The sequence below is a fragment of the Apibacter sp. B2912 genome (assembly GCF_009827835.1).
GTDB lineage: Bacteria > Bacteroidota > Bacteroidia > Flavobacteriales > Weeksellaceae > Apibacter.
Map to the genome: position 1 here is coordinate 174,693 of NZ_WINV01000002.1, position 22,326 is coordinate 197,018.

The 22,326-nt window shown below is 32.0% G+C and carries 18 protein-coding genes; 9 read left to right on the plus strand and 9 right to left on the minus strand.

All coding sequences use genetic code 11. From position 1 onward, the window contains the following. Window positions 1-12 precede the first annotated feature (12 nt). Window positions 13-927 (plus strand): cysteine synthase A, encoded by a 915-nt coding sequence (gene cysK / locus GFV01_RS04125; RefSeq protein WP_160565037.1) that lies wholly within the window; start codon window positions 13-15, stop codon window positions 925-927. Window positions 928-999: 72 nt separating this feature from the next. Here the strand turns inward: cysK and GFV01_RS04130 are convergent, their stop codons facing one another. From GFV01_RS04130 to GFV01_RS04165, 8 genes are all read right to left on the minus strand, one after another. Further along, window positions 1,000-2,706, minus strand: coding sequence for a phospho-sugar mutase (locus GFV01_RS04130; RefSeq protein ID WP_160565039.1), 1,707 nt, complete (start codon window positions 2,704-2,706; stop codon window positions 1,000-1,002). Window positions 2,707-2,730: 24 nt separating this feature from the next. Beyond that, entirely contained in the window at window positions 2,731-3,441 is a 711-nt protein-coding gene (locus GFV01_RS04135) for a GIN domain-containing protein (protein WP_160556702.1), read from the minus strand. A gap of 1 nt (window position 3,442) precedes the next feature. Further along, window positions 3,443-4,405 (minus strand): glycosyltransferase family 2 protein, encoded by a 963-nt coding sequence (locus GFV01_RS04140; protein WP_160543233.1) that lies wholly within the window; start codon window positions 4,403-4,405, stop codon window positions 3,443-3,445. After that, complete coding sequence (locus GFV01_RS04145) at window positions 4,371-4,958, minus strand: DUF4199 domain-containing protein (protein WP_160565041.1); 588 nt, start codon at window positions 4,956-4,958, stop codon at window positions 4,371-4,373. The genes GFV01_RS04140 and GFV01_RS04145 overlap by 35 nt, the downstream gene beginning before the upstream one ends. 185 nt (window positions 4,959-5,143) lie before the next feature. After that, the gene (locus GFV01_RS04150) at window positions 5,144-6,322 is read right to left on the minus strand and encodes a carcinine hydrolase/isopenicillin-N N-acyltransferase family protein (RefSeq protein WP_160565043.1); all 1,179 of its coding nucleotides are present in this window, start codon (window positions 6,320-6,322) and stop codon (window positions 5,144-5,146) included. Between the two features lie 10 nt (window positions 6,323-6,332). Next, complete coding sequence (locus tag GFV01_RS04155) at window positions 6,333-7,025, minus strand: thioredoxin domain-containing protein (protein ID WP_160565045.1); 693 nt, start codon at window positions 7,023-7,025, stop codon at window positions 6,333-6,335. A 13-nt stretch (window positions 7,026-7,038) separates the two neighbouring features. Continuing rightward, window positions 7,039-9,807, minus strand: a complete 2,769-nt coding sequence (locus GFV01_RS04160; RefSeq protein ID WP_160565047.1) for a TonB-dependent receptor — start codon at window positions 9,805-9,807, stop codon at window positions 7,039-7,041. Between the two features lie 673 nt (window positions 9,808-10,480). Continuing rightward, window positions 10,481-11,488, minus strand: a complete 1,008-nt coding sequence (locus GFV01_RS04165; RefSeq protein ID WP_255448939.1) for a peptidylprolyl isomerase — start codon at window positions 11,486-11,488, stop codon at window positions 10,481-10,483. Window positions 11,489-12,228: 740 nt separating this feature from the next. On the opposite strand from GFV01_RS04165, the gene pheS reads away from it, so the two are divergent. The 6 genes from pheS (at window position 12,229) to rplS (ending at window position 19,070) form a co-directional block, all read left to right on the plus strand. Further along, window positions 12,229-13,245: a phenylalanine--tRNA ligase subunit alpha gene (gene pheS / locus GFV01_RS04170; RefSeq protein ID WP_160543238.1), complete on the plus strand. Its 1,017-nt coding sequence runs from the start codon at window positions 12,229-12,231 to the stop codon at window positions 13,243-13,245. 136 nt (window positions 13,246-13,381) lie between these two features. Beyond that, window positions 13,382-15,118 (plus strand): thiamine pyrophosphate-dependent enzyme, encoded by a 1,737-nt coding sequence (locus tag GFV01_RS04175; RefSeq protein WP_160565049.1) that lies wholly within the window; start codon window positions 13,382-13,384, stop codon window positions 15,116-15,118. A 109-nt stretch (window positions 15,119-15,227) separates the two neighbouring features. Beyond that, the gene (gene aroC, locus GFV01_RS04180; protein ID WP_160565051.1) at window positions 15,228-16,289 is read left to right on the plus strand and encodes a chorismate synthase; all 1,062 of its coding nucleotides are present in this window, start codon (window positions 15,228-15,230) and stop codon (window positions 16,287-16,289) included. Window positions 16,290-16,518: 229 nt separating this feature from the next. Continuing rightward, window positions 16,519-17,121, plus strand: coding sequence for a thioredoxin family protein (locus GFV01_RS04185; protein WP_160565053.1), 603 nt, complete (start codon window positions 16,519-16,521; stop codon window positions 17,119-17,121). A gap of 232 nt (window positions 17,122-17,353) precedes the next feature. Further along, a complete protein-coding gene (gene ychF, locus GFV01_RS04190; RefSeq protein ID WP_160543242.1) occupies window positions 17,354-18,445 on the plus strand; it encodes a redox-regulated ATPase YchF in 1,092 nt (363 codons plus the stop codon). A 271-nt stretch (window positions 18,446-18,716) separates the two neighbouring features. Beyond that, entirely contained in the window at window positions 18,717-19,070 is a 354-nt protein-coding gene (gene rplS, locus GFV01_RS04195) for a 50S ribosomal protein L19 (protein ID WP_105297718.1), read from the plus strand. 84 nt (window positions 19,071-19,154) lie between these two features. On the opposite strand, the gene GFV01_RS04200 is transcribed toward rplS, so the two are convergent. Beyond that, the gene (locus GFV01_RS04200) at window positions 19,155-19,664 is read right to left on the minus strand and encodes a helix-turn-helix domain-containing protein (RefSeq protein ID WP_160565055.1); all 510 of its coding nucleotides are present in this window, start codon (window positions 19,662-19,664) and stop codon (window positions 19,155-19,157) included. A 311-nt stretch (window positions 19,665-19,975) separates the two neighbouring features. Here GFV01_RS04200 and GFV01_RS04205 point away from each other — a divergent pair, with 311 nt between their 5' ends. Both GFV01_RS04205 and trxB read left to right on the plus strand, forming a co-directional pair. Then, entirely contained in the window at window positions 19,976-21,157 is a 1,182-nt protein-coding gene (locus tag GFV01_RS04205) for a M14 family zinc carboxypeptidase (protein WP_160565057.1), read from the plus strand. Window positions 21,158-21,355: 198 nt separating this feature from the next. Continuing rightward, window positions 21,356-22,312: a thioredoxin-disulfide reductase gene (trxB, locus tag GFV01_RS04210; RefSeq protein WP_160556691.1), complete on the plus strand. Its 957-nt coding sequence runs from the start codon at window positions 21,356-21,358 to the stop codon at window positions 22,310-22,312. Window positions 22,313-22,326: the final 14 nt, after the last annotated feature.

Genomic DNA, 22,326 nt, shown 5'->3' on the forward strand with positions numbered 1-22,326 from the left:
AAGCAAATCGTCATGAAAATAAATAGTATTTTAGAAGCCATAGGAAATACTCCCCATGTGAGATTACCCAAAATATTTCCCGATCATGAAGTATACATTAAACTAGAAAAACAAAACCCCGGAGGGAGTATCAAGGACAGAATTGCTTTAGCAATGATAGAAGATGCTGAAAAAAGAGGAATTCTTAAACCCGGTGGAACCATTATAGAACCGACTTCGGGAAATACAGGAGTGGGATTAGCATGGGTTGGAACTGTTAAAGGGTATAAAGTAATACTGGTTATGCCGGAATCCATGTCTATTGAACGCAGAAGACTTGCAGCCGCTTATGGTGCTGAATTGGTATTGACTCCCAGAGAAAAAGGAATGAAAGGAGCTATTGAAAAAGCGGAAGAGTTACAAAAAAATACACCAAATTCATTTGTTCCTCAGCAATTTAAAAATCAAGCCAATCCTAAAATACATGCACAAACAACCGCTAAAGAAATTGTTCAGGATTTTCCGGATGGAATAGATGTTCTAATTACCGGAGTGGGAACAGGAGGACATATAACCGGAGTAGGCGAAGTATTAAAACAAAAATTTCCTTCTGTAAAAATCTTTGCTGTAGAACCTACTGAATCTCCTGTAATTGCAGGAGGAAATCCCGGACCTCATGCAATTCAAGGAATTGGTGCAGGATTTATACCGGAAACTTTAGATACAAAAATTCTTGACGGTTCCATACAAATTACAAAAGATGAAGCGTTTAATTATGCAAAGCTTTTAGCTAAAAAAGAAGGAATTTTAGGTGGTATATCCACCGGAGCTTCTTTGGCTGCTGTTGCTAAAAAAATACAAGAATTGAATCTTCCTTCAAATGCTAAAATTTTAACATTCAATTACGATACCGGAGAAAGATATTTTTCTGTAGAAGGTTTATTTTAAAACATTTTAATCAAAAATATAAATGCAAAAAAAATTCCGATAAATACTTATCGGAATTTTTATTTAGATTTTTTATTTTTCTAAAAATTCTTTAATCTTTTGAATTTTATTTTGAGCATGGCTCAGTTTGCTTTCAAATTCATCTTTATAAGATAACGTATCTTGCACTGAGAAATAGAATTTAATTTTCGGTTCAGTTCCTGAAGGTCTACAAGCTAATTTAGTTCCTTTATCTGTGTAGAAAATTAATACGTTTGATTTTGGAATATCGATTGGTGTTTTTTCACCCGTAATCAAATTTAAAGAGGTGGAAGATTGATAATCATCTAGTTTAACAATTTTTTCATCTACTAATTCTTTAGGAGGATTACTTCTAAATTCTTCCATCATTTTCGCGATTTGTTCTGCTCCATCTTTACCTTTTTTAACGATTGAAACCAATTCTTCATAATAGTATCCTACTTTGGTGTAAATTTCAATCAATTTATCAAATAAAGTTTTACCTTCATTTTTAGCTTCCTGAGCCGCTTCACAAGCAACTAAAATTGATGAAATGGAATCTTTATCACGAACATAGTCACTTGGCATAAAACCAAAACTTTCCTCACCGCCGCAAATAAATTTTTCTTTACCTTCAGCTTTTCTAATCAAATCGGCAATCCATTTAAAACCGGTTAAACCTACTTTACATTCTACACCATAATATTTAGCTAAAGGAAAAAATATGTCAGAAGTAACAATAGTTGAACCGATAAATTGTTTACCGTCTATTTTACCGTTTTCTTTCCATTTTCCTAAAATATAGTCAGTAATAACCGTGTTGGTTTGATTACCATTTAAAAGTACTAATTTACCGTCTAAACCGCGTACGGCTACTCCTAAACGGTCTGCATCGGGGTCGGTACCAAATACGATATCAGCATTTTGTTCTTCGGCATATTTTAAAGCTAATGATAAAGCTTCCGGTTCTTCCGGATTTGGGGATTTTACAGTAGGAAAATCTCCATCGGGATTTTTTTGTTCCGGTACAATAAATACATTTTCAAAACCTGCTTCGGCCAAAGCATCAGGCAATATTTTTATGGAAGTTCCGTGTAAGGAAGTATAAACAATTTTTAAGTCTTTTTTACCTTTTAAATAGGAAGTATTTTCAACTGCGGCATGGATAAATTTTTTATCTTCTTCTTCCCCTAAATAGGTAATTTTGGAATCATCACCGTCAAATTTAATATCGGCAAAATCAACCGAACGAACTTCTTTTATAATAGCAGAATCATGAGGAGGAACAATTTGAGCTCCGTCATTCCAATATACTTTATAACCGTTATATTCCGGTGGATTATGAGAAGCTGTCAATACAATCCCCGCATCGCATTTTAAATTACGCACGGTGAAGGACAGTTCCGGTGTGGGACGAAATTCTTTATATAAGTAAACATATATACCATTGGCAGTAAGAACATCAGCTACCAATTTAGCAAACGTGTCGCTGTTATGTCTCACGTCAAAAGCTATGGCTACTGTAATTTTTTTATCAGGAAATTGCTGATGCAGGTAGTTAGCCAAACCTTGGGTTGCTTGACCATAGGTATATTTATTCAACCGATTTGTACCTATACCCATAATTCCACGCATTCCTCCCGTTCCAAATTCGAGGTTTTTATAAAAAGCATCATCCAATTCTTTTGGATTAGAATTAATTAAGTTTTGTACAGCCTTTTGAGTTTCTTCATCAAAAGGAGGTTGTAACCATGTTTTTGCAATTTCTAATGAATTCATATAATAATAATGTTAATTTTATAATTATTTAAAATTGATAACCGCGAGATCTTTTTGTTGAATGTTCTTAGCGGGATTACCAATTACGGTTATTTTCGTATTGTCGGATATTCTTCCAACCAATTTGCTTTTTACATTTATTTCTGCAGTGGCAACATCGGAAAGCTCAACATTTGCTTCAGATACTTCTAAAAACGGCGCAGTAAAGTCACTTGTATCACTGGCAGTTAAATGTAATGTATTACTCGTCCCTTTTAAATTTATCTTGGAAACATCGCTCACATTTACATTCAATTCATCGGTAATCACTGTGTTGGCTATAAGTTTAGAAACATCATTTAAATTAATGGATAATTTTGAAACTCGTAATTGAGAGTTTATGTCAACATTAACAAGATCATGAATGTCAAATGTTTCGATCTGAGGATTGTAAACATATACATTATAGAGATCAGGATCTTTAACGTTATCAATTTCAGAGATAGTTAATTTTCCGTTGGAATCATCAATTTTTAAGTTATCGATCAAGTTCTTATAAGATTCTATTACAATTCTCGGATTATTGCTGTCATATAAATAAATCAATCTATAGGAGCCATTAGCTAAAATTTCTTTTACAGGACTAATTTTAAGTTCCTTGGTAGTTACTTCTCCTTCTCCTTTAATAGAACGAGAACAAGAAAGTAAAACGATAGATAGTATACATAAAATGCTATAATGTACTAATTTTTTCATGTTAATTAATATTTAGATATTGTGAAACCGTATAATCATCTTTTTTTCCTCGTTTTAATTGTACGATTAATTCTCCTAAAAATCCGGCAATAAATAACAAAGTACCTAAAATCATCATAGTTAAAGCTATGTAAAACAAAGGATCATTAGTAACCAGTTGAGCAGGAATTTTTTTCCATACTTTTATCAATTTATTGATGCCTATCCAAGCGGAGGATATAAAACCGATAATAAACATTAAAGTACCAATAAAACCAAAAAAATGCATAGGTCTTGTTCCAAAGGTGGACATAAACCAAACGGTAATTAAATCTAAAAATCCGCGTACGAATCGATTGGCACCAAATTTTGATTTTCCATATAGTCGCGCTTGATGAGGTACTTCCTTTTCAGTTATTTTAGTAAATCCCTCATTTTTCGCCAATACAGGTATGTAACGATGCATATCGCCGTGTACGTCGATGGCTTTAGCTACTTCATTTCTATAAGCTTTTAACCCATTATTAAAATCATGCAATTTGACCCCTGAAGTTATTTGAGCGGCTTTATTAAATAATTTAGAAGGAAGGTTTTTTGTTAGAACATTGTCGTATCTTTTCTTCTTCCAACCGGAAACCAGGTCAAATCCATCTTCAACAATCATTTTCCTAAGTGCAGGAATTTCTTCGGGAAAATCTTGTAAATCGGCATCCATAGTTATGATTACTTCTCCTTTCACTACTTTAAAAGCAGCATTTAAAGCTTGAGATTTTCCGTAATTTTTAGCAAATTTAATACCTTTTACTTCCGCATATTGTTGGCTGAATTCTGAAATGATTTTCCAGGATAAGTCGGTGCTTCCATCATCTACGAAAATGATTTCATAAGTATAGTTTTCTTTTTCACATACGGCTTGTATGCGATTCAATAATTCTTGCAATGATTCTGCTTCATTGAGCAGGGGAATGACTATAGATAGTTGCATTAGGTTTTCTGGTTCTAAAAAATATTGACAAAAGTACGGATATTATAAAGTAAAAAAAGTATAGTACACTTAAAATAATGCAGGAATTTTTGATCGTGAAAAAAGATTCCTTTTCAGTTATTCTTGTTTGAATATTGTTTACGTATTCCTTATATTTTAACGTAATTTCTTCAGTTGGGTGTTCAATGGATGCATATTCGGAAGTAAGATTTTCCAACATTTTATTTAATCCTTGATTTTGCAAAAGTTGTTGCGCATCTTGATCTATATAATTGAAAAATAAAGCTATAAAAAGGAAGGAAAGAGTACCTCCTATAAACATCGTCGTAAATGAATATTGTAAACACGTTAGAAAAGAAAGTTTTTCATAATTAGTCAGTTTATATAGCAAAAGTATCGATGCTAACGTATAAACAGCAGGAAGAACAAAAAAATTTACCTGAATACTAATTATATAATAATTAAATCCTATAAAGTATAAATATACAGCAAAAAATAAAATAAGAGTAATTGCTGCCAATAATAATCCGTAATGCGTAGGTTTATTTTTCATATCGATATGAAAGCAAATTTAACGTTTTTTGCCATAATCGAAAAAATATCCTTTATTTATGCTTATAAATCGATTAGATTCCAAAGAATAAAAAATATACACCTGCAGAAACTTTTCAATGAAATTTTTTAAAATTTAAACAGGTGTAATAAAAAATAATCAGCCGAATTGAAAAAAAGTGGTATTTATCGTGTTAACGGATAATATTTATCATGGATGTATTTATCAATCCAAGAGTAAAAATTAATTAATTCTTTAGTATTAATTTTACCCTCATTTCTCCATTCATTAAGAAGTACGCCCGATTGTTCCAATATTTCATTTTCAATCGATATAAGTTTAGGATAAACCGATACTAAAGTAGGAACATGAATATAATCTGATCCTTCTCCTTTTTGTATGGGAAATAATTTCTTTTTTATTGTAGTGGCCCATTCATCCATTGGTGTCGAATTGTTTGAATCAGCAGTTAAAACTTTGGGAAATATTTGATTGGAATTTAACCATAAAGGAATGCTAACAGAGCCCAGCGAAGAACCTAAAATAGTCCAGGCAGTAGTAAGTAAAGGCGTTTCATTAGGTTTAACTCCCTGAATAACTACCACGGATGCAGTATAATAACGAGGTATAAAATCTCTGAAAGCTGAAAATTGCTCAGGACATTTGGTCAAGTCAACTTTGGTCAAACCATGAACTAAGGATCTGGAAACATTTTGTAAAAAGTATTTCGGAGTAAGAGAATTAGTAAGAGAAGCCGAATATAACAATTCCTGTGCGCGAAGGAATCTACTATATCCTTTACCATTTTCAGGTTTGCCTGAAAAAGAATAATTCGTACGAATCAAATATCCAAAGGGTGCTACATCAGGATTATTAGCGTCGTATTTAACAAATCCCTGATTTCCTGTTTCATAATAAGCAGCACCACCGTGTGCGTCAATAACTCCGAAATTGGAACTTAAGCGCAAAGGCTTTGGAAGATGAGAAAGTAAGTTTTCAAAGTCTTCAAGAGTGGAACAAGTTTCCAGTGCAAGTCTCATTATTTCTCCATCTTGTCTTTGATCCTCTTTCAATTCAGGATAATTGAGGTTATAGCTGTCAGAATTCATGATAGCAAATCCGGCACTATTATGTCCGTTTAGTATATTTTTATTGTCTTTATCCTCGGGATTAGTCATTCCTATAAAAGAATATTTTCCACGATTGGAATAAACCATTCGACTATGTAGGGTGGTAGTGTCCCTGTTTTTATATAATAAAGGTCTTCCGTCAGGGGTGGCTTTACCGGATATCACGGCAGTAGTACAGCCGGATCCTATTGCCATTGAAAAAATTAAAATAGTTATAAGAAAATATTCTTTCATAGGTAAGATTTTAATTAATTAATTTTTCAATACTTTGTATAAGATCTTCTTCATCGATCAATCCTACTTTTTCCCATTGCGTTTTTTGGTTTTTATAAGCTATTAATTTTGGAAAACCATCTTTAATATAGGGTTTAGCTAAATTTTTATTTTCATCGCTGTTAATTTTGATAATTTTCACTTTGTTTCTATATTTTTCAGCTAAATTTTTAAACATAGGTTCCATTTTCAAACAAGGTCCGCACCACGGAGCATAAAAATCAATTAAAACTATGCGATCAGAAGAAATCATTTTTTTAAATTCTTCTTTAGATATTTTGTCTTCGGCTTCACCTACCACCGGTAGATTTTCAGTTTTCCAAGCATTGATTCCCCCTTTAAGGTCGTATAGATGAGTAAACCCTAAGTTTTTTAGAGAGTCAACTGTTGAAGCGGAACGTTTTCCTGATCTACAATAGATCATGTATGTTTTAGAAGTATCCAGCTTACGAATTTTATCACTAAAAGAAGCATTTCTGTAATCTAAGTCGATAGCATTTTTGATATGTCCGGTTTCAAATTCTTCAGGTGTGCGGACATCAATCAATATACTATTTGAATTTTTTAATTTTTGTAAAAAATCTTTGGGCTCTAAAACCGAATTCACTTGTGCGGATATATACCATCCGAAAAGTAAGTTAATGGTTAAAATAATTTTTTTCATGGTTTTATTATAATTATAGATTAAAATTTAATCGAGTAAAAATATAACGACCATTAAAACCAAATTGACTGACATATCGAGAATAAACGAATTGTCCTTGATTACTATTGGCTTTTTTGGCTACTTTTTCGGGGTAGCAATTAAACAAATTATTTGCTCCTACGGTAAGTTTTAAAAAATCTGTTAATTTATAGGCTATAGAAACATCCGTAATCCATCTTGGATTATAATATTGTTGATTTGAAAGTTTATTAGAGGGTTCCGTTACGCCTCCAAAATAATTATTTCGTAAAAATAAGTTCCATTTTTGGATAGCATAAGTAAGTGAGATGTTAAATTTCTGGTTAGGAATTACATTTTCTAAATACACTTTACTTGAGTTGCTGAAATATATATCTTTTTTATCTTTTAATAAACGGGAAGTATGAATCGAACCCACTTGTTGTGTATAGGAGATCGTTCCGGCTAAATCTATAAACAGTTTTCCATTTCCTAAAAGAGTATTATAGGAGAGGACAGCATCTATACCTTTAGTTTCCGTGTCAACAGCATTGGCAAAAAATCTAGCTTTTTGAGCTCCTGCTTGTTGCAATATTTGATAGATTTCTTTTTCTGAAGAGGAACCGTTGGGATCTCCGCTAAACAAATCAGTATATACAATTTTATCATTAATTCGAGTAAAATAGCCGTCAAGGCTGAAATGGAATCTTCCAACCTTAGCCGAAAGTCCCGCACTCAAACTCCTGGATTTTTCCGGTTTGAGCTTGGGTATACCCATAAGTTGAGCTACTTTACTGTCATTCGTAAAAGTTCCTACCTCATACATATTTCCGTTTACATATGAAGTCCCCGTACTGGAATAGTAACGTTGTTGTAAGGACGGAGCACGAAATCCGGTACTTCCCGAACCTCTGAAATTAAAAGAATTGGAAATTTTATAACGAAGAGCTATTTTACCGTTAACGGTCGATCCGAAATCATTGTAATATTCATATCTTCCGGCCAAGTCCACCAGGAATGATTGGTTGAAATTGATTTCAACATCTGTATAAGCGGCGAGAGAGTTTCTTTGAGAGTCCGTTGCATTTTGCGGAGAAAATCCTGCATTTCCTTGTGCTCCTCCCGGTATCGGTGTTTTACCGTCCGGTCCGAACTTCATAGGTATAGTACCATTAATATCGGGTACGAGGGAAATACTGCCATCGGGATTGACTATTTCTCTGCCCATAGCATAATTGGCATAAGAAGCTTCTTCGCCGGCAATAATTTGGTATCTTTCATATCTGTATTCACCTCCCCATGCTATTCCTACTTCGGAAAGCCAATTAAATTTTTTAGACATATCTACATTGACCACGTTTTGTGTAAATTGTAATTTTCCCCCACGGAAGGAGGTTGGAGACTGTTCGCCTAAAGAAGCATTTAACGTGTTTTTCGCTTTATTAGTAAATGTGTTTTGTCCGAAAGTATTGCTTACTTCCATTTTCCATCCTATGAACATTCCTTTTACCCCGAGAGTGGCAGATCTGTCATAAATGCTTACTTCTGCTTGGGGTCTAAAACCTAAGGGGTATATGGAAGGTACATTATTTTCAGAATTTGGATATCTGTAAAATTGAGAAGCAGTGCTGTTTCTATATCCGAAAATTCCAAAAGAATATACTTCCGTTTGAGTATTTAAGGGTAAAGAAGCATTATAAGCAACTTGCCCGTTTAATGCTTTAGATTGGCCGATAATTAAACTATAATCGCGACGATTGGTATGCGTAGTTTCTAAAAATTCATCGGTTTTATCTACAGGTGCACCCGATGTATACTCTTTATAAATACTACCTTGATACTTTCCGCCTCTGTTTGTCGGGTTTCTTCGGTCGAATGTTGCCGAAAAGTTGATATATCCTCCTTTTTCACTCAATGGAATACCATAATTTAAACCCACCTGTACGGCTTCTCCATCTTTGGAAGTTTTACCTTGAGCGCTATTTTTACTTATATATTCTCCACCTGTAATTGTTGCACTAAATCTATTAATAGAAGTTTTTAGGATAATGTTAATCACTCCCGCTACGGCATCACTCCCGTATTGAGCAGCAGCTGCGTCTCTCAATATTTCGATTCGATCAATTGATGAAACGGGAATTGAATTTAAGTCAGTACCTACAGTACCCTTACCAAAAGTTCCGTTGACATTCAATAAAGCAGAATTATATCTACGTTTGCCGTTTACTAAAACTAATACCTGATCAGGAGTTAAACCTCGTAAGGATATGGGATCAGTCATATCCGTTCCGCCTCCTAAGGATTGAGTGGTAGAGGTAAATGAAGGTGCTACATAATTTAATATTTGATTGACACTAACTTGTGCTCCGGTTTCTGCTATTTTTTTAACATCAATAATGTCCACAGGAGTAGGGGATTCCAATAATGTTCTAGGTTTAGAGCGTGTACCCGTTACCACAACATTCTCAATCGTAAAAGTTTTTATGATAAAATCAACAATTTTTTGTTTTTCATTATTGATAGGTATTATTTCCGAAATTTCATCATGATCGGGCGTGGTAATAATAAATTTATATTTACCATTCGGAAGGGTGATTTCATACCTTCCATGATCATCAGTTGATGTTTCCATACCTATTTCTTCCACATTAATTTGTGCTCCTTTTATTTTTTCTTTTTTATCATTTTGTACCGTTCCTTTAACAAGGGTTTGCGCAGATAGAAACGAATAAAAGATACTAATAACCGCTACCAAAGTCTTACTAGTTAATTTTTTTTTCATGAAAAATTAAAATAATTACTACACTAAAAATATTTCCTACTTAACAGGTAGGAATAATGTCAAATGTAAAAAATTTATTTTATATTATTATAGCTTTATAATTAAAATTTTATATTATTTTATTATTATTGATATATATATCTGATAATCAGTATAATAAAATTATTTAGAAATACTATTATTCATTTAAATAATTTAAGTTTAAATATTTGTAAAAAATATAATTATAGTATGTATTTATGGTAATATTAAATATTTAAATAATTTTATTCTTTTATTTAAACATGATATCCTTCCTGAAAAAATGAGTATAATAAAGGAGTTGAAAATTTTATATTCTTTTTTTATATCTGATGATACGAAATTTTTAAAGTAAACGAATGTTTACGGTTTCGCATTATTAATAATTAATTTGAGAGAGTAATAAAAGTATCTGATTTATGAAATCTGTGGTAACGATTTTTATATACTATTTTTTTAATTACTTAAAGGTAATGGTTGTGATACTTAGGAAGAAATATTTAATCCTTACCGGGTTTCAATAACTAAAGGAAGAATTTTAGAATCAAATTTGGTGTATACATAAAGAATCAAGGAATAAAAAAAGAATACTCAATTTAAATAAAAAATCCGGTTACGATCTAACCGGATTGATTTATAAAAAAAGATTTTTTTATTTAGCTTTCACAAGTTCAACTTTGAAAATAAGCCAAGCATTCGGAGGAATAACTCCACCACCGGCACCTTGAGCTCCATAACCTAAAGAAGGTGGAATTAAAAAAGTAGCTTTATCACCTTCATTTAATAATGAAATACCTTCTTCCCAACCTTTAATTACCATTCCTTTGCCCAAAGGAAATTCAATAGGTTCATTTCTTGCAAAAGAAGAATCAAATACACTTCCATTAGCTAAAGATCCTTCATAATGTACGGAAACAGTATCACCCGATTTTGCTTTTGCTCCTGAGCCTTTTTCATTAATTTTATAAAATAATCCACTAGGCGTTTCAGTCATATCGGCTTTTAATTCATCCAACTTGGCTGCAATCTGTTTTTGTTTTTCTTCCAGATATTTTTTATTTCTTTCGGAAATTAAATCTTTATTATCTTTAAAAAATTGTGCAGCATCATAATTTTTATACTCGTCCCCTTTGGTAATTATAGAAACTTTTTCCATAATTACAGGATCAATCGGTTTATCTTGAGCTCCGGTTTTAACACTTGCAATAACGTTAACGGTTTCTAAACCTTTAATAACTTCTCCAAAAATAGTATGTCGTCCATCCAACCACGGGGTAGGGACTTCTGTTATAAAAAACTGGCTTCCGTTGGTATTAGGGCCGGAATTAGCCATTGATAAAATTCCTGTTCCGGTATGCTTTAAATCATTTTTCTCGTCTTCAAATCTGTATCCCGGGCCTCCCATTCCTGTTCCCTGAGGATCTCCGGTTTGAATCATAAAATCTTTAATGACTCTGTGAAATATAATTCCGTCATAGAAGGGTTCTCCCGGTTTTTTAGCTTCGTTAGGAATTTTACCTTCTGCTAATCCTATAAAGTTAGCGACAGTAACCGGAGATTCATGATCAAAAAATTTAACCAACATATCTCCTTTATTGGTTTTAATATTTGCATATAAACCGCTTTGCAGCCCGTCATACGTTTGTTTGTCTATTTCCAATGTTTTACAATTTATAAAGGTTAGTATTAATAAACAATATAGTACGATTTTATGTATCTTACGTATTCTGTTATTTAGAAAATTCAAATTTACTAAATTAATTAGTATCTTATGTTTTAAAGTTGATAGGAACGGAAATTCTTCAGCCATATGTATGAATTCAATACATTATTTATTTATATAAACGGCTATATTAACAAATTTTATTTTATACGATATTTTTTTTCGATCAATTAAACACATAAAGTAATTGAAAAACAATATAGATAAGTTAAATTTCTATGTAGTCATTGACTGTAAAAAAACAAATTGTTTAGAAAAATAAACATTTTGCTATATGAAAATAGAAATATAATAATATAAAATTACTTTATTGTCATAAATTTATAGTAATATTGATATAATTGATATTTTAATTAAATAATTTTTAAAAATTAAAAATAATAAAATAGGATAAAACCAGATAAATGGTATGGTGTTTGTTTATTGGTACAATGATTACAAACACACTAAAATAGTTTATATTAAAAAAGGCATTATTTTAATGTTTATTTAGTTTTTATTTCTTTAAAAACCTTGGCCTCTGTAAAAGGAGGCTTTTTTATTGAATTTACTTTCTGTTTAATTGATCTAAAATTATTTATGATATCTTTTATTTAAATTAATAATAGTATTTTTGTTTTATTATTTTTGCAAGAAGATAAAAATCTTTATAAAATAGAAAATATTAAAGATAACTAATGATTAATACTATCAAAAAATATTTAGAAGAAGTAGAATCTTTTACTTCTCAAAAAACTGAGGATGTTGAACAGTTTAGAATCAAGTATTTAGGTAAAAAAGGAATTTTAAACGATCTGTTTCAAAAATTTAAAGAAGTACCTAATGAAAATAAAAAAGAATTTGGACAACTGATCAATAATTTAAAACAGTCGGTTGCTCAAAAAATAAATACGTTAAAAGAGAATGTCGGCGAGTCTGCAAATGCCGGTTTGCAAGAAGATTTAACCCGTCCGGGACTAGCCTTGAATTTAGGAAGCAGACATCCTATTAACATTGTTAAGCATAAGATCATAAACATATTTAAAAAAATAGGTTTTTCAGTAGCTGATGGCCCTGAAATTGAAGATGATTGGCATAATTTCACCGCCTTAAATATGTCTGAGTATCACCCTGCAAGGGATATGCAAGATACTTTTTTCATAGAGAAAAATCCGGATAGAGTATTGAGAACTCACACTTCTTCTGTACAAATACGATATATGGAGCAAAATGAACCTCCCATTCGTATATTGTCTCCCGGACGAGTTTACAGGAATGAAGATATATCGTCTCGATCTCATTGCATGTTCCACCAAATAGAGGGGTTATATATTGATACTGACGTATCCTTTGCAGATTTAAAACAAACCTTACAATATTTTACTTCAGAATTATTCGGTAAATCCGAAATTCGAATGAGACCTTCATATTTTCCCTTTACAGAACCCAGTGCAGAAGTAGATGTATATTGGGGATTGGAGACAGAAACCGATTATCGCATCACTAAAGGAACGGGTTGGTTGGAAATTCTAGGATGCGGAATGGTTGATCCCAATGTTCTAAAAAATGTTAATATAAATCCTGAAAAATACAGCGGTTTTGCATTTGGTATGGGTATCGAAAGAATTGTCATGCTGATGTACCAAATTGGCGACATTCGAATGTTTACTGAAAATGATATACGAATGCTACAGCAATTTAAATATGAATTTTAAATTAAGCTAAATTTATAACTATTTGTAGATGTATCATATAAATAATAATTTTTAAATTTATTAATAAAGTATATTTACCTGGAACAAATTTTGAGCATTCAGTATCTAAATATACTTTATAAATTTAAAAATTATTATGGAAAAAAAAGTAGCAGATCAATTAGTTGAAATACTAGTTGATGCCGGTATAAAAAGGATTTATGCTGTAACAGGCGATAGTTTAAATGAGCTTAACAGGGCCATTAAAAAAAACGGAAAAATACAATGGATCCATGTTAGGAATGAAGAAGCCGGAGCCTTTGCTGCCGCAGCCGAAGCTGAATTGGAAGGCATTGCTTGTTGTGCCGGTAGTTCCGGCCCCGGGCATGTACATTTAATTAATGGATTGTATGAAGCAAACAGGGCAAATGTACCTGTTATCGCTATTGCCTCCACGTGTGGAACAAGAGAATTTGGTACAGATTATTTTCAAGAAACTAATATAACCAAACTATTTGATGATTGCAGTGTATACAACCAAATTGCAACATTACCGGAACAAGCCCCTAGAATGTTACAAAGAGCAATTCAAAATGCTATATCTAAAAAAGGCGTAGCCGTTTTCGGGTTACCCGGTGATTTAGAATCAAAACCGGCGGAAGATATTTTGAGTTCTTTAAAAGTTTATCAAAACGAACCCATTTTAAGACCATCCGATAAAGAATTACAAAAGTTGGCAGATGTTCTTAATGAACATGATAAAGTTACCATTTATTGCGGTATCGGTGCTTCTAAAGCTCACGAAGACTTGGTAAAACTTGCAGGTAAATTGAAAGCTCCTGTAGGATATTCTTTTAGAGGTAAAATGGGTATACAATATGATAATCCTTATGAAGTGGGCATGACCGGATTATTAGGGTTGCCTTCTGCATTCCAAAGTATGCACGAAGCGGATGTAGTACTACTTTTGGGTACAGATTTTCCGTATGCGAATTTTATGCCTTCCAATAAAAAAATAGTTCAGATTGACGAAAGGGCAGACCGTTTAGGCAGAAGAGCTAAAGTAGATATGGGATTGTGCGGAAAAATTGAAGATACTTTATCTGTATTATTGCCTTTGATTGAAGATAAACAAGATGATTCTTTTCTTAAAAAACAGCTGAAAAAATACGATAAAGTTAAAGAAGATTTAGATGTATATGTTAAAGATCCGGGAAAAGAAAATTTAATTCATCCCGAATATGTAGCCTCAGTTATCAATAATCTAGCAGCTAAAGATGCCATATTTACCGTAGATACCGGTATGTGCTGTGTATGGGGGGCGCGATATATTCATGCCACAGGAGAAAGAAAAATGTTAGGTTCTTTCAGTCACGGTACGATGGCTAATGCCATGCCGATGTCCATAGGAGCATCGTTATCTCATCCTGACAGACAAATTATAGCTTTTTGCGGAGATGGTGGTATTTCAATGCTTTTAGGGGATTTAGCCACTATATATCAATATAAATTGCCTGTCAAATTATTTGTGTTTAATAATCGATCATTAGGAATGGTAAAACTTGAAATGGAAGTGGATGGTATCCCTGACAATGAAACCGATATGGTAAATCCTGATTTTGCCATGATAGCAATGGCTATGGGCTTTAAAGGAATAAATGTAAATAAGCCTGAAGAGGTTGAAGGATCTGTAAAAGAAGCATTTTCAACGGAAGGACCGGTTTTAGTTAATGTAATGACCGATCCAAATTCACTTGCTTTACCGCCTAAAATTGAATGGAGCCAAATTAAAGGTATGACAACTTCCATGACTAAAATGATGCTTGGAGGAAATATTAAAGAAGTGGTTGACACAATTCAAAGCAATATTAAACATATAAAATCCTTAATTTAAAGGATAAGCAACCGAATATCTTAATGAAACAGAAAATCTAATTTAGATTTTCTGTTTTTATAATTAACGCTAGGTATACATTTACTTTATTTCTTACATTTGTAAGCATATGTTCAACGAATTCGGTAAATTTATTAAGCTTACTACCTTTGGTGAAAGTCATGGACCGGCACTGGGAGGCGTAATTGATGGTTTTCCAGCTGGATTATCCGTTAATTTTGATGAAATACAAAAAGAATTGGATCGAAGAAAACCCGGACAATCGAAAATTGTAACTCAACGAAAAGAAGACGATAAGGTAGAATTTCTTTCCGGCATTTTTGAAGGAAAAACAACAGGACAAGCTATTGGATTTGTTATTAAAAATACCAATCAAAAATCCAATGATTACGATCATAATACCGGTATTTTCAGACCTTCACATGCAGACTTCACTTATTTTCAAAAATATGGAATCAGAGACCATCGAGGCGGGGGAAGAACCTCAGCAAGGGAAACAGCTAACTGGGTTGTTGCCGGAGCTTTAGCTAAACAATTACTATCCTCAATATCTATTCATGCATTTGTTTCTTCAGTAGGGAAAATTACTTTGAAAAAGAATATACATGAACTGGATTTAAGCCAAACGGAATTTAATATAGTCCGATGTCCTGATTGGGAAACTGCTGATCAAATGATTCAGAAAATAGCTGAAATTAAAAAGGATGGAGATACTATTGGCGGAGTCATAACCTGTATGATTAAAAATGTTCCAATGGGTTTAGGCGAACCGATTTTTGATAAATTATCTGCCAGATTGGCTCAAGGAATGATGAGTATAAATGCAGCTAAAGGTTTTGAAATTGGCAGCGGCTTTGCAGGTACTCGGTTAAAAGGTTCCGAACATAATGATATTTTTACTCAAGGAGGAAAAACACTGACGAATAATTCAGGAGGTATACAAGGGGGAATATCCAACGGTATGGATATTGTTTTTAAAGTTGCCTTTAAGCCGGTTGCTACCATTATGAAAGAGCAACAAACGATAGATGAAAACGGAAATGTATGTTCAATTAAAGGGAAGGGAAGACATGATCCTTGTGTGGTTCCCAGGGCGGTTCCTGTTGTAGAAGCTATTGCAGCTTTTATTTTGGCTGACTTTTGGTTAATGAATAAAGTTAGAAAAATGTAATTTTTAATTTTAAAATAAACCTTTACATACAATTGGCAGAAATTATCCTTTACCAGTTGAAATACTATTTGAAGATATCTTTCGTTTAACAAACCAAGAATATACATAACTATATTTTCAATTTATCGGTTAAATAAAGAATATATCAAATTATGTATTTGAAAACATGTAATTTTATAATTAATAAAGATTACCAAACTTTATAATGGTAACAGTTAATAAATATACGATGGATTCAATAAAATTAGAAAACTATTGGGACAAAGGAGTGTCTTACAATGAATATAAAGATATTATAGAGATTCAAGCAAAAGAAGGTTTACTTTCTAAAAATGAAGATATTAAAAAACTTGCTGAATACACACGTTTAAATTTGAGCCGAATCCATAGGAATGATAAAACGCTCGTATTGGATGAATCAGTGAGTAAAGGTTTGAAGAAAATTAGTCGTAAAATTCATATATTAGTCATATCCGAAGGATGGTGTGGAGATGCAGCGCAAATAGTGCCGGTAGTCAATAAAATTTGCGAATCATCCGAGAGGCTGGACATGAGAATTTTTTTTAGAGATCAAGATGAATTATTGATTAATCAATATCTAACTAATGGAGGAAAGGCAATTCCCATTGTAATTTTTATTGATGCGGAAACTTCCGAAGAAATTGCTCATTGGGGGCCTAGACCTAAACCTTGTGCACCTTTCCTAAAAAAATATAAAACAGATCCTGAAAACTATACCCATGATGATTTTGCAAAGGATATTCAAGGATTCTATAATAAGGATAAAGGCCGAACCATTTCAGAAGAATTGTTGGAAAAGATTTTACAGTAAAAATGTTTAATTTTTTCGAAAATCTATAGTATTCTTTATATAAGTTATTATAAATCTTTATTTTTTTAATTTGGCAAAAGATCTTATCTAATGCTATCCTTTCTGTGTATAATATTTATTTCAGCAATGTTTTAGTAGAATACTAGTTTTTTCATATACACAAATTTTGATTTAAATAGCCTGTTCTTAGGCTAAATTATAATTTTATATATTTGTCACAAATTTTTCGAGTATGAAATGTGGAATTGTTGGTCTACCCAATGTAGGGAAATCTACTTTATTTAATTGTTTATCTAATGCAAAAGCACAATCGGCTAATTATCCGTTCTGTACCATCGAACCGAATGTAGGTACAGTTTCTGTGCCTGATTTAAGGTTAAATAAACTTGAAGAATTAGTAGTGCCGGAAAGGGTAGTGCCTGCCGTAGTGGAAATAGTAGATATTGCCGGTTTAGTTAAAGGTGCCAGTAAAGGAGAAGGTTTGGGAAATCAATTTTTAGCTAATATCAGAGAAACCCATGCAATAATCCATGTGTTGCGTTGTTTTCAAAATGATAATATTACCCATGTTGAAGGAACTATAGATCCGGTTAGAGATAAAGAAATTATTGATATTGAGCTGCAACTTAAAGATTTGGAAACCATTGAAAAAAAATTGGATAAATCCAAAAGAGCAGCTAAAGCAGGAAATAAAGAAGAGCAGCAAATTGTGTCTGTGTTGGAAAAGTTGAGAGCTTTTATTGAAGAAGGTAAAAATGCACGAGAATTCGAAACAGATTCGATTTCAGAGCCGATTATTGCAGAATTACAACTCTTGACCTTTAAACCTATCATGTATGTGTGTAATGTAGATGAAAAATCAGCAAAAGAGGGCAATGAATTTGTTGAAAAAGTAAAAGAAAAGGTAAAAAACGAAAAGGCGGAAGTGATCGTATTAGCGGCTCAAATTGAGGCAGACATTTCTGAATTAGAAACCTATGAAGAGCGTAAAATATTTTTAGAAGAATTAAATTTAGAAGAACCGGGAGTAAATCGCTTGATTCGCCAAGCATACAAACTCTTAAATTTACAAACTTATTTTACTGCCGGAGTTAAAGAAGTTAGAGCTTGGACAATTGAAAAAGGATGGACAGCTCCTCAAGCTGCCGGAGTAATACATTCTGATTTTGAAAAAGGATTTATTAGAGCTGAAGTTATTTCCTATCAAGATTTTGTAACTTACGGATCGGAAGCTAAGGTTAAAGAAGCCGGAAAATTATCAGTTGAAGGTAAAGAGTATATCGTTAACGATGGAGATATTATTCATTTCCGATTTAATGTTTAAGCTATTTTAATGTCAATAGTTTAGTTTTAACTATATTTTTAAAACACGTCTCCTTTATTTAGCATAGATTATAAATAAAGGAATTCGTATTTGAATACATTATAAAATTATTCAGCTATTTGTTATAAAACTTTTTAGTATTCAAAAGAATTTTAAATTTACGTATAGTATTTGTGCAATTAAATTAGAATTATTAATTTTGCACCCAATTGATTAACCTCTGACGAAAGACGTGAATGTTATTCAATTTTATAACTGTTATATTTTTTAAATGGAACCATTAATTAAGTACGTACAGGATAAGTACATCGCAAAAAAAGAATTTCCAAAATTTGGAGCCGGGGATACCCTAACTGTTTATTACGAAATTAAAGAAGGTAATAAAACAAGAACCCAGTATTTTAAAGGGGTAGTTATTCAGGTTAAAGGAACCGGAGCAACCAAAACATTCACTATCAGAAAAATGAGCGGTGATGTAGGTGTTGAAAGAGTTTTTCCTATTAATATGCCAGCGCTTCAAAATATTGAAGTTAACAGAAGAGGAAAAGTACGTAGAGCAAGAATTTACTATTTTAGAGATCTACGTGGTAAAAAAGCAAGAATTAAAGATGCTAGAGTTAAATAATATTACATTTAGCATTTATTTTAAAATAAAAGAGGAAAATTTAAATTTTCCTCTTTTTTTTGGTTTTTACTTTCCTTTTAAAAATTAATTTTCGAATACTTCAAACGTATGATCTTCGTATATAATTAAGATTTTTTCTATTTTTTTCTTGTTATTTTTCGTTTTCTGCAGGATTGAATTTTTAATTATTTGATCTTCTGTCTGAGAATTTTCATTTACGCGATTCTCAGGCGCTTGAATAGTATTATCATTATTAGAGTGTGAAGAATCTTTTTGTTTTTGATCCATTTCATCTAAAGAAAAGAGTGTAGGGGATGGTTGTTCCTGAACCGTCTTATTTTCTAAATCTAAACTTTCCTTTTTATTATTTTCCAATTGAGATTTCAAAGGTTTTCCTTTTCCTAAAATAAGCCATTCAGAATTTATTTCAGGAAAAACAGATAGAGTTCTTTCTAAAAAATCTAATGAAGGTTTATTTCGAGCAGAAGTGATATGCGAAATGCTCGATCGTTGGACATTTATCTTATCTGCAAATTCTCCTGATGTTAAACCTAATATTTCTATGAGTGTAGCTATTCTTTTATCAATTTCCATGATTTACAAATGTTAACTATTTACATATGTGAAATAGAGTAATAAATACAAAGTTACTAAAAATACCATTGATTCTGTCAAAAAATAACTTAAAGTTAACTTTAATAAAAACATTAAATAAATATATATAAAATACTGGTAAATAAATAATTAAATATTTTTTAATAAGAAATTAAATAAAATAACTCATAATTAAATGACACAATATTAGAACGGATAAATTATGGAAGAAGATGTTTTTACAAATGTAAATTACAAATGTAAATCAAGAAAACTGTGTATAATTGAATATCTTTGTAAAAAATATAATTATGTCTGCAGAGTTTAAAATCTTTGATTTAAATGAAAATTTAAGTATCGAAGAAAATTTTAAAAATAGATATGTAAACCCTTCGGAGCTTTCCGATTTTTTAATGAAAAATTATAAAAGCTTACTTACAGAAATTGGAAGATCGGAACTTAATAAACCTATATATAAATTGACCTTAGGAAAAGGACCTAAAAATATATTACTATGGACCCAAATGCACGGAAATGAAACAACGGGTACCTTAAGTTGTCTAGATTTGCTTAAATTTTTTGAAAGTGAAAATAATTGCTCACATGAAATTCTCAGCAAGTTTACCCTCGATATTATTTTCATGTTAAATCCGGATGGAGCTGAAATTTGGACACGAAGAAATCGTTTAGGAATTGATATTAATCGGGATTTTTTAACCGCTTCATCAATTGAAATGCAAGTATTAAAAAAAACTGCATGTGCAAAAAAATATGATTTAGCGTTTAATCTACACGATCAAAGAACTATATTCGGAGTAGAAGGAAAAAAAGAACCGGCCACCCTGGCTTTTTTATCGCCATCGGAATCGGTTGACAGAAAGGTGACTGAAACCCGAAAAAAATCGATGGGATTAATAGCTGATATTTATCAAGAAATTTCAAAACTTCTACCTAATAAGATATCAAGGTTTACCGATGAATTTTATCCAAGATCCGTCGGAGATAATTTTCAAAAATTAGGAATTCCTACTATACTGTTTGAAGGCGGGCATTTTCCCAAAGATTATTATCGTCAAAAAACCAGACGATATTTTACATTATCGTTGATTACTGCTCTATATTATGCCTCTGTTAAGGATGAATGGCAAAAGGGGTATGAATTATATAATGAAATACCTAATAATTCTTTATCATTTTTTGATATTATATTTAGAAATGTACGCATACGTGAAGATAAAAAAGAAACAGTTGATATTGGTATACAATATGTAGAAAAGATTACTAAGGGAGAAAATGAACTCTCATTTATTGCCAAGATAGAAGACATTGGTGACCTTTCATTCATGTATGGACATGAAGAAATTGATGCAGAAGGAAGATGTATCGTTTTCGCGGACTCTGCCATACAGTTTCCTAAAATAGGCATTTTGGCTGATTTTAAGTTAGATGAGTGGATTATTGTAAATGGAAAAAAATTGGATTCATTTGCTTAGTAGTTACTTAACAATATATTCAAACATGATAATTTATTTCTAATATTAGCGGAAAAAATTGCTTAATACTTGAAATAATTCATTTACCGTTCTTTTAGATAGTAAATCATAATAGTATTATATAGAGTTTACATATGCTTACACACAGTCTCAAAGATAAATTTAGTAACTTTGCCCGGTTAATTATATATGATAAAGATGACAGAAAACACAGATATATTAGAAACTATTATTATAGGTTCCGGCCCTGCAGGTTTTACGGCAGCAATTTATGCTGCCAGAGCCGAAATGAATCCGCTTATGATCACCGGTTTAGAATTAGGAGGACAGCTAACGACTACCACCGAAGTTGAAAATTTTCCCGGATATCCCGACGGGATTACCGGTCCTGAAATGATGATTCAGTTACAAAAACAAGCCGAAAAATTCGGTACACAAGTTATCATCGATACCGTATCAGAGGTTGAATTAGGAAAAAATATAGGAGACATACATATTGTAAAAACTATATCGGGAAAAGAATTTAAAACTAAAACTATTATCATTTCAACGGGTGCAAGTGCAAAATATTTAGGTAAAGATTTTGAAAAAACCTATAGAGGAGGCGGAGTTTCTGCTTGTGCCACTTGTGACGGATTTTTTTACAGAGGTAAAAATGTGGTAGTTGTAGGAGGCGGAGATACGGCAGCAGAAGAAGCAACGTACTTAGCAAAAATATGTAAGACTGTTTATATGCTTGTACGTAAAGATTATTTAAAAGCTTCTAAAATTATGCAAGAACGTGTAGACCTTACCACTAATATTGTACTTATGTATAATACCGAATTGCAAGATTTAAAAGGCGATAATAACTTGGTTTCTCAAGCCGTGGTTATTGATAATTTAAACAACGAAGAAAAAGTACTGGATGTAGACGGAATATTTATTGCTATCGGACATAAACCCAATACCGAGATATTTAAAGGTAAATTGGAAATGGACGAAACCGGATATTTACATGTTAAGCCATTTAGTACAGAAACAAATATTCCGGGAGTATTTGCGGCGGGGGACGTTGCCGATAAAAAATACAGACAAGCAATTACTGCCGCAGGAGCAGGTTGTATGGCCGCTTTGGATGCAGAAAAATATGTATCGTCCCTAGATCATCATTAAATTTAAGCAGGTCT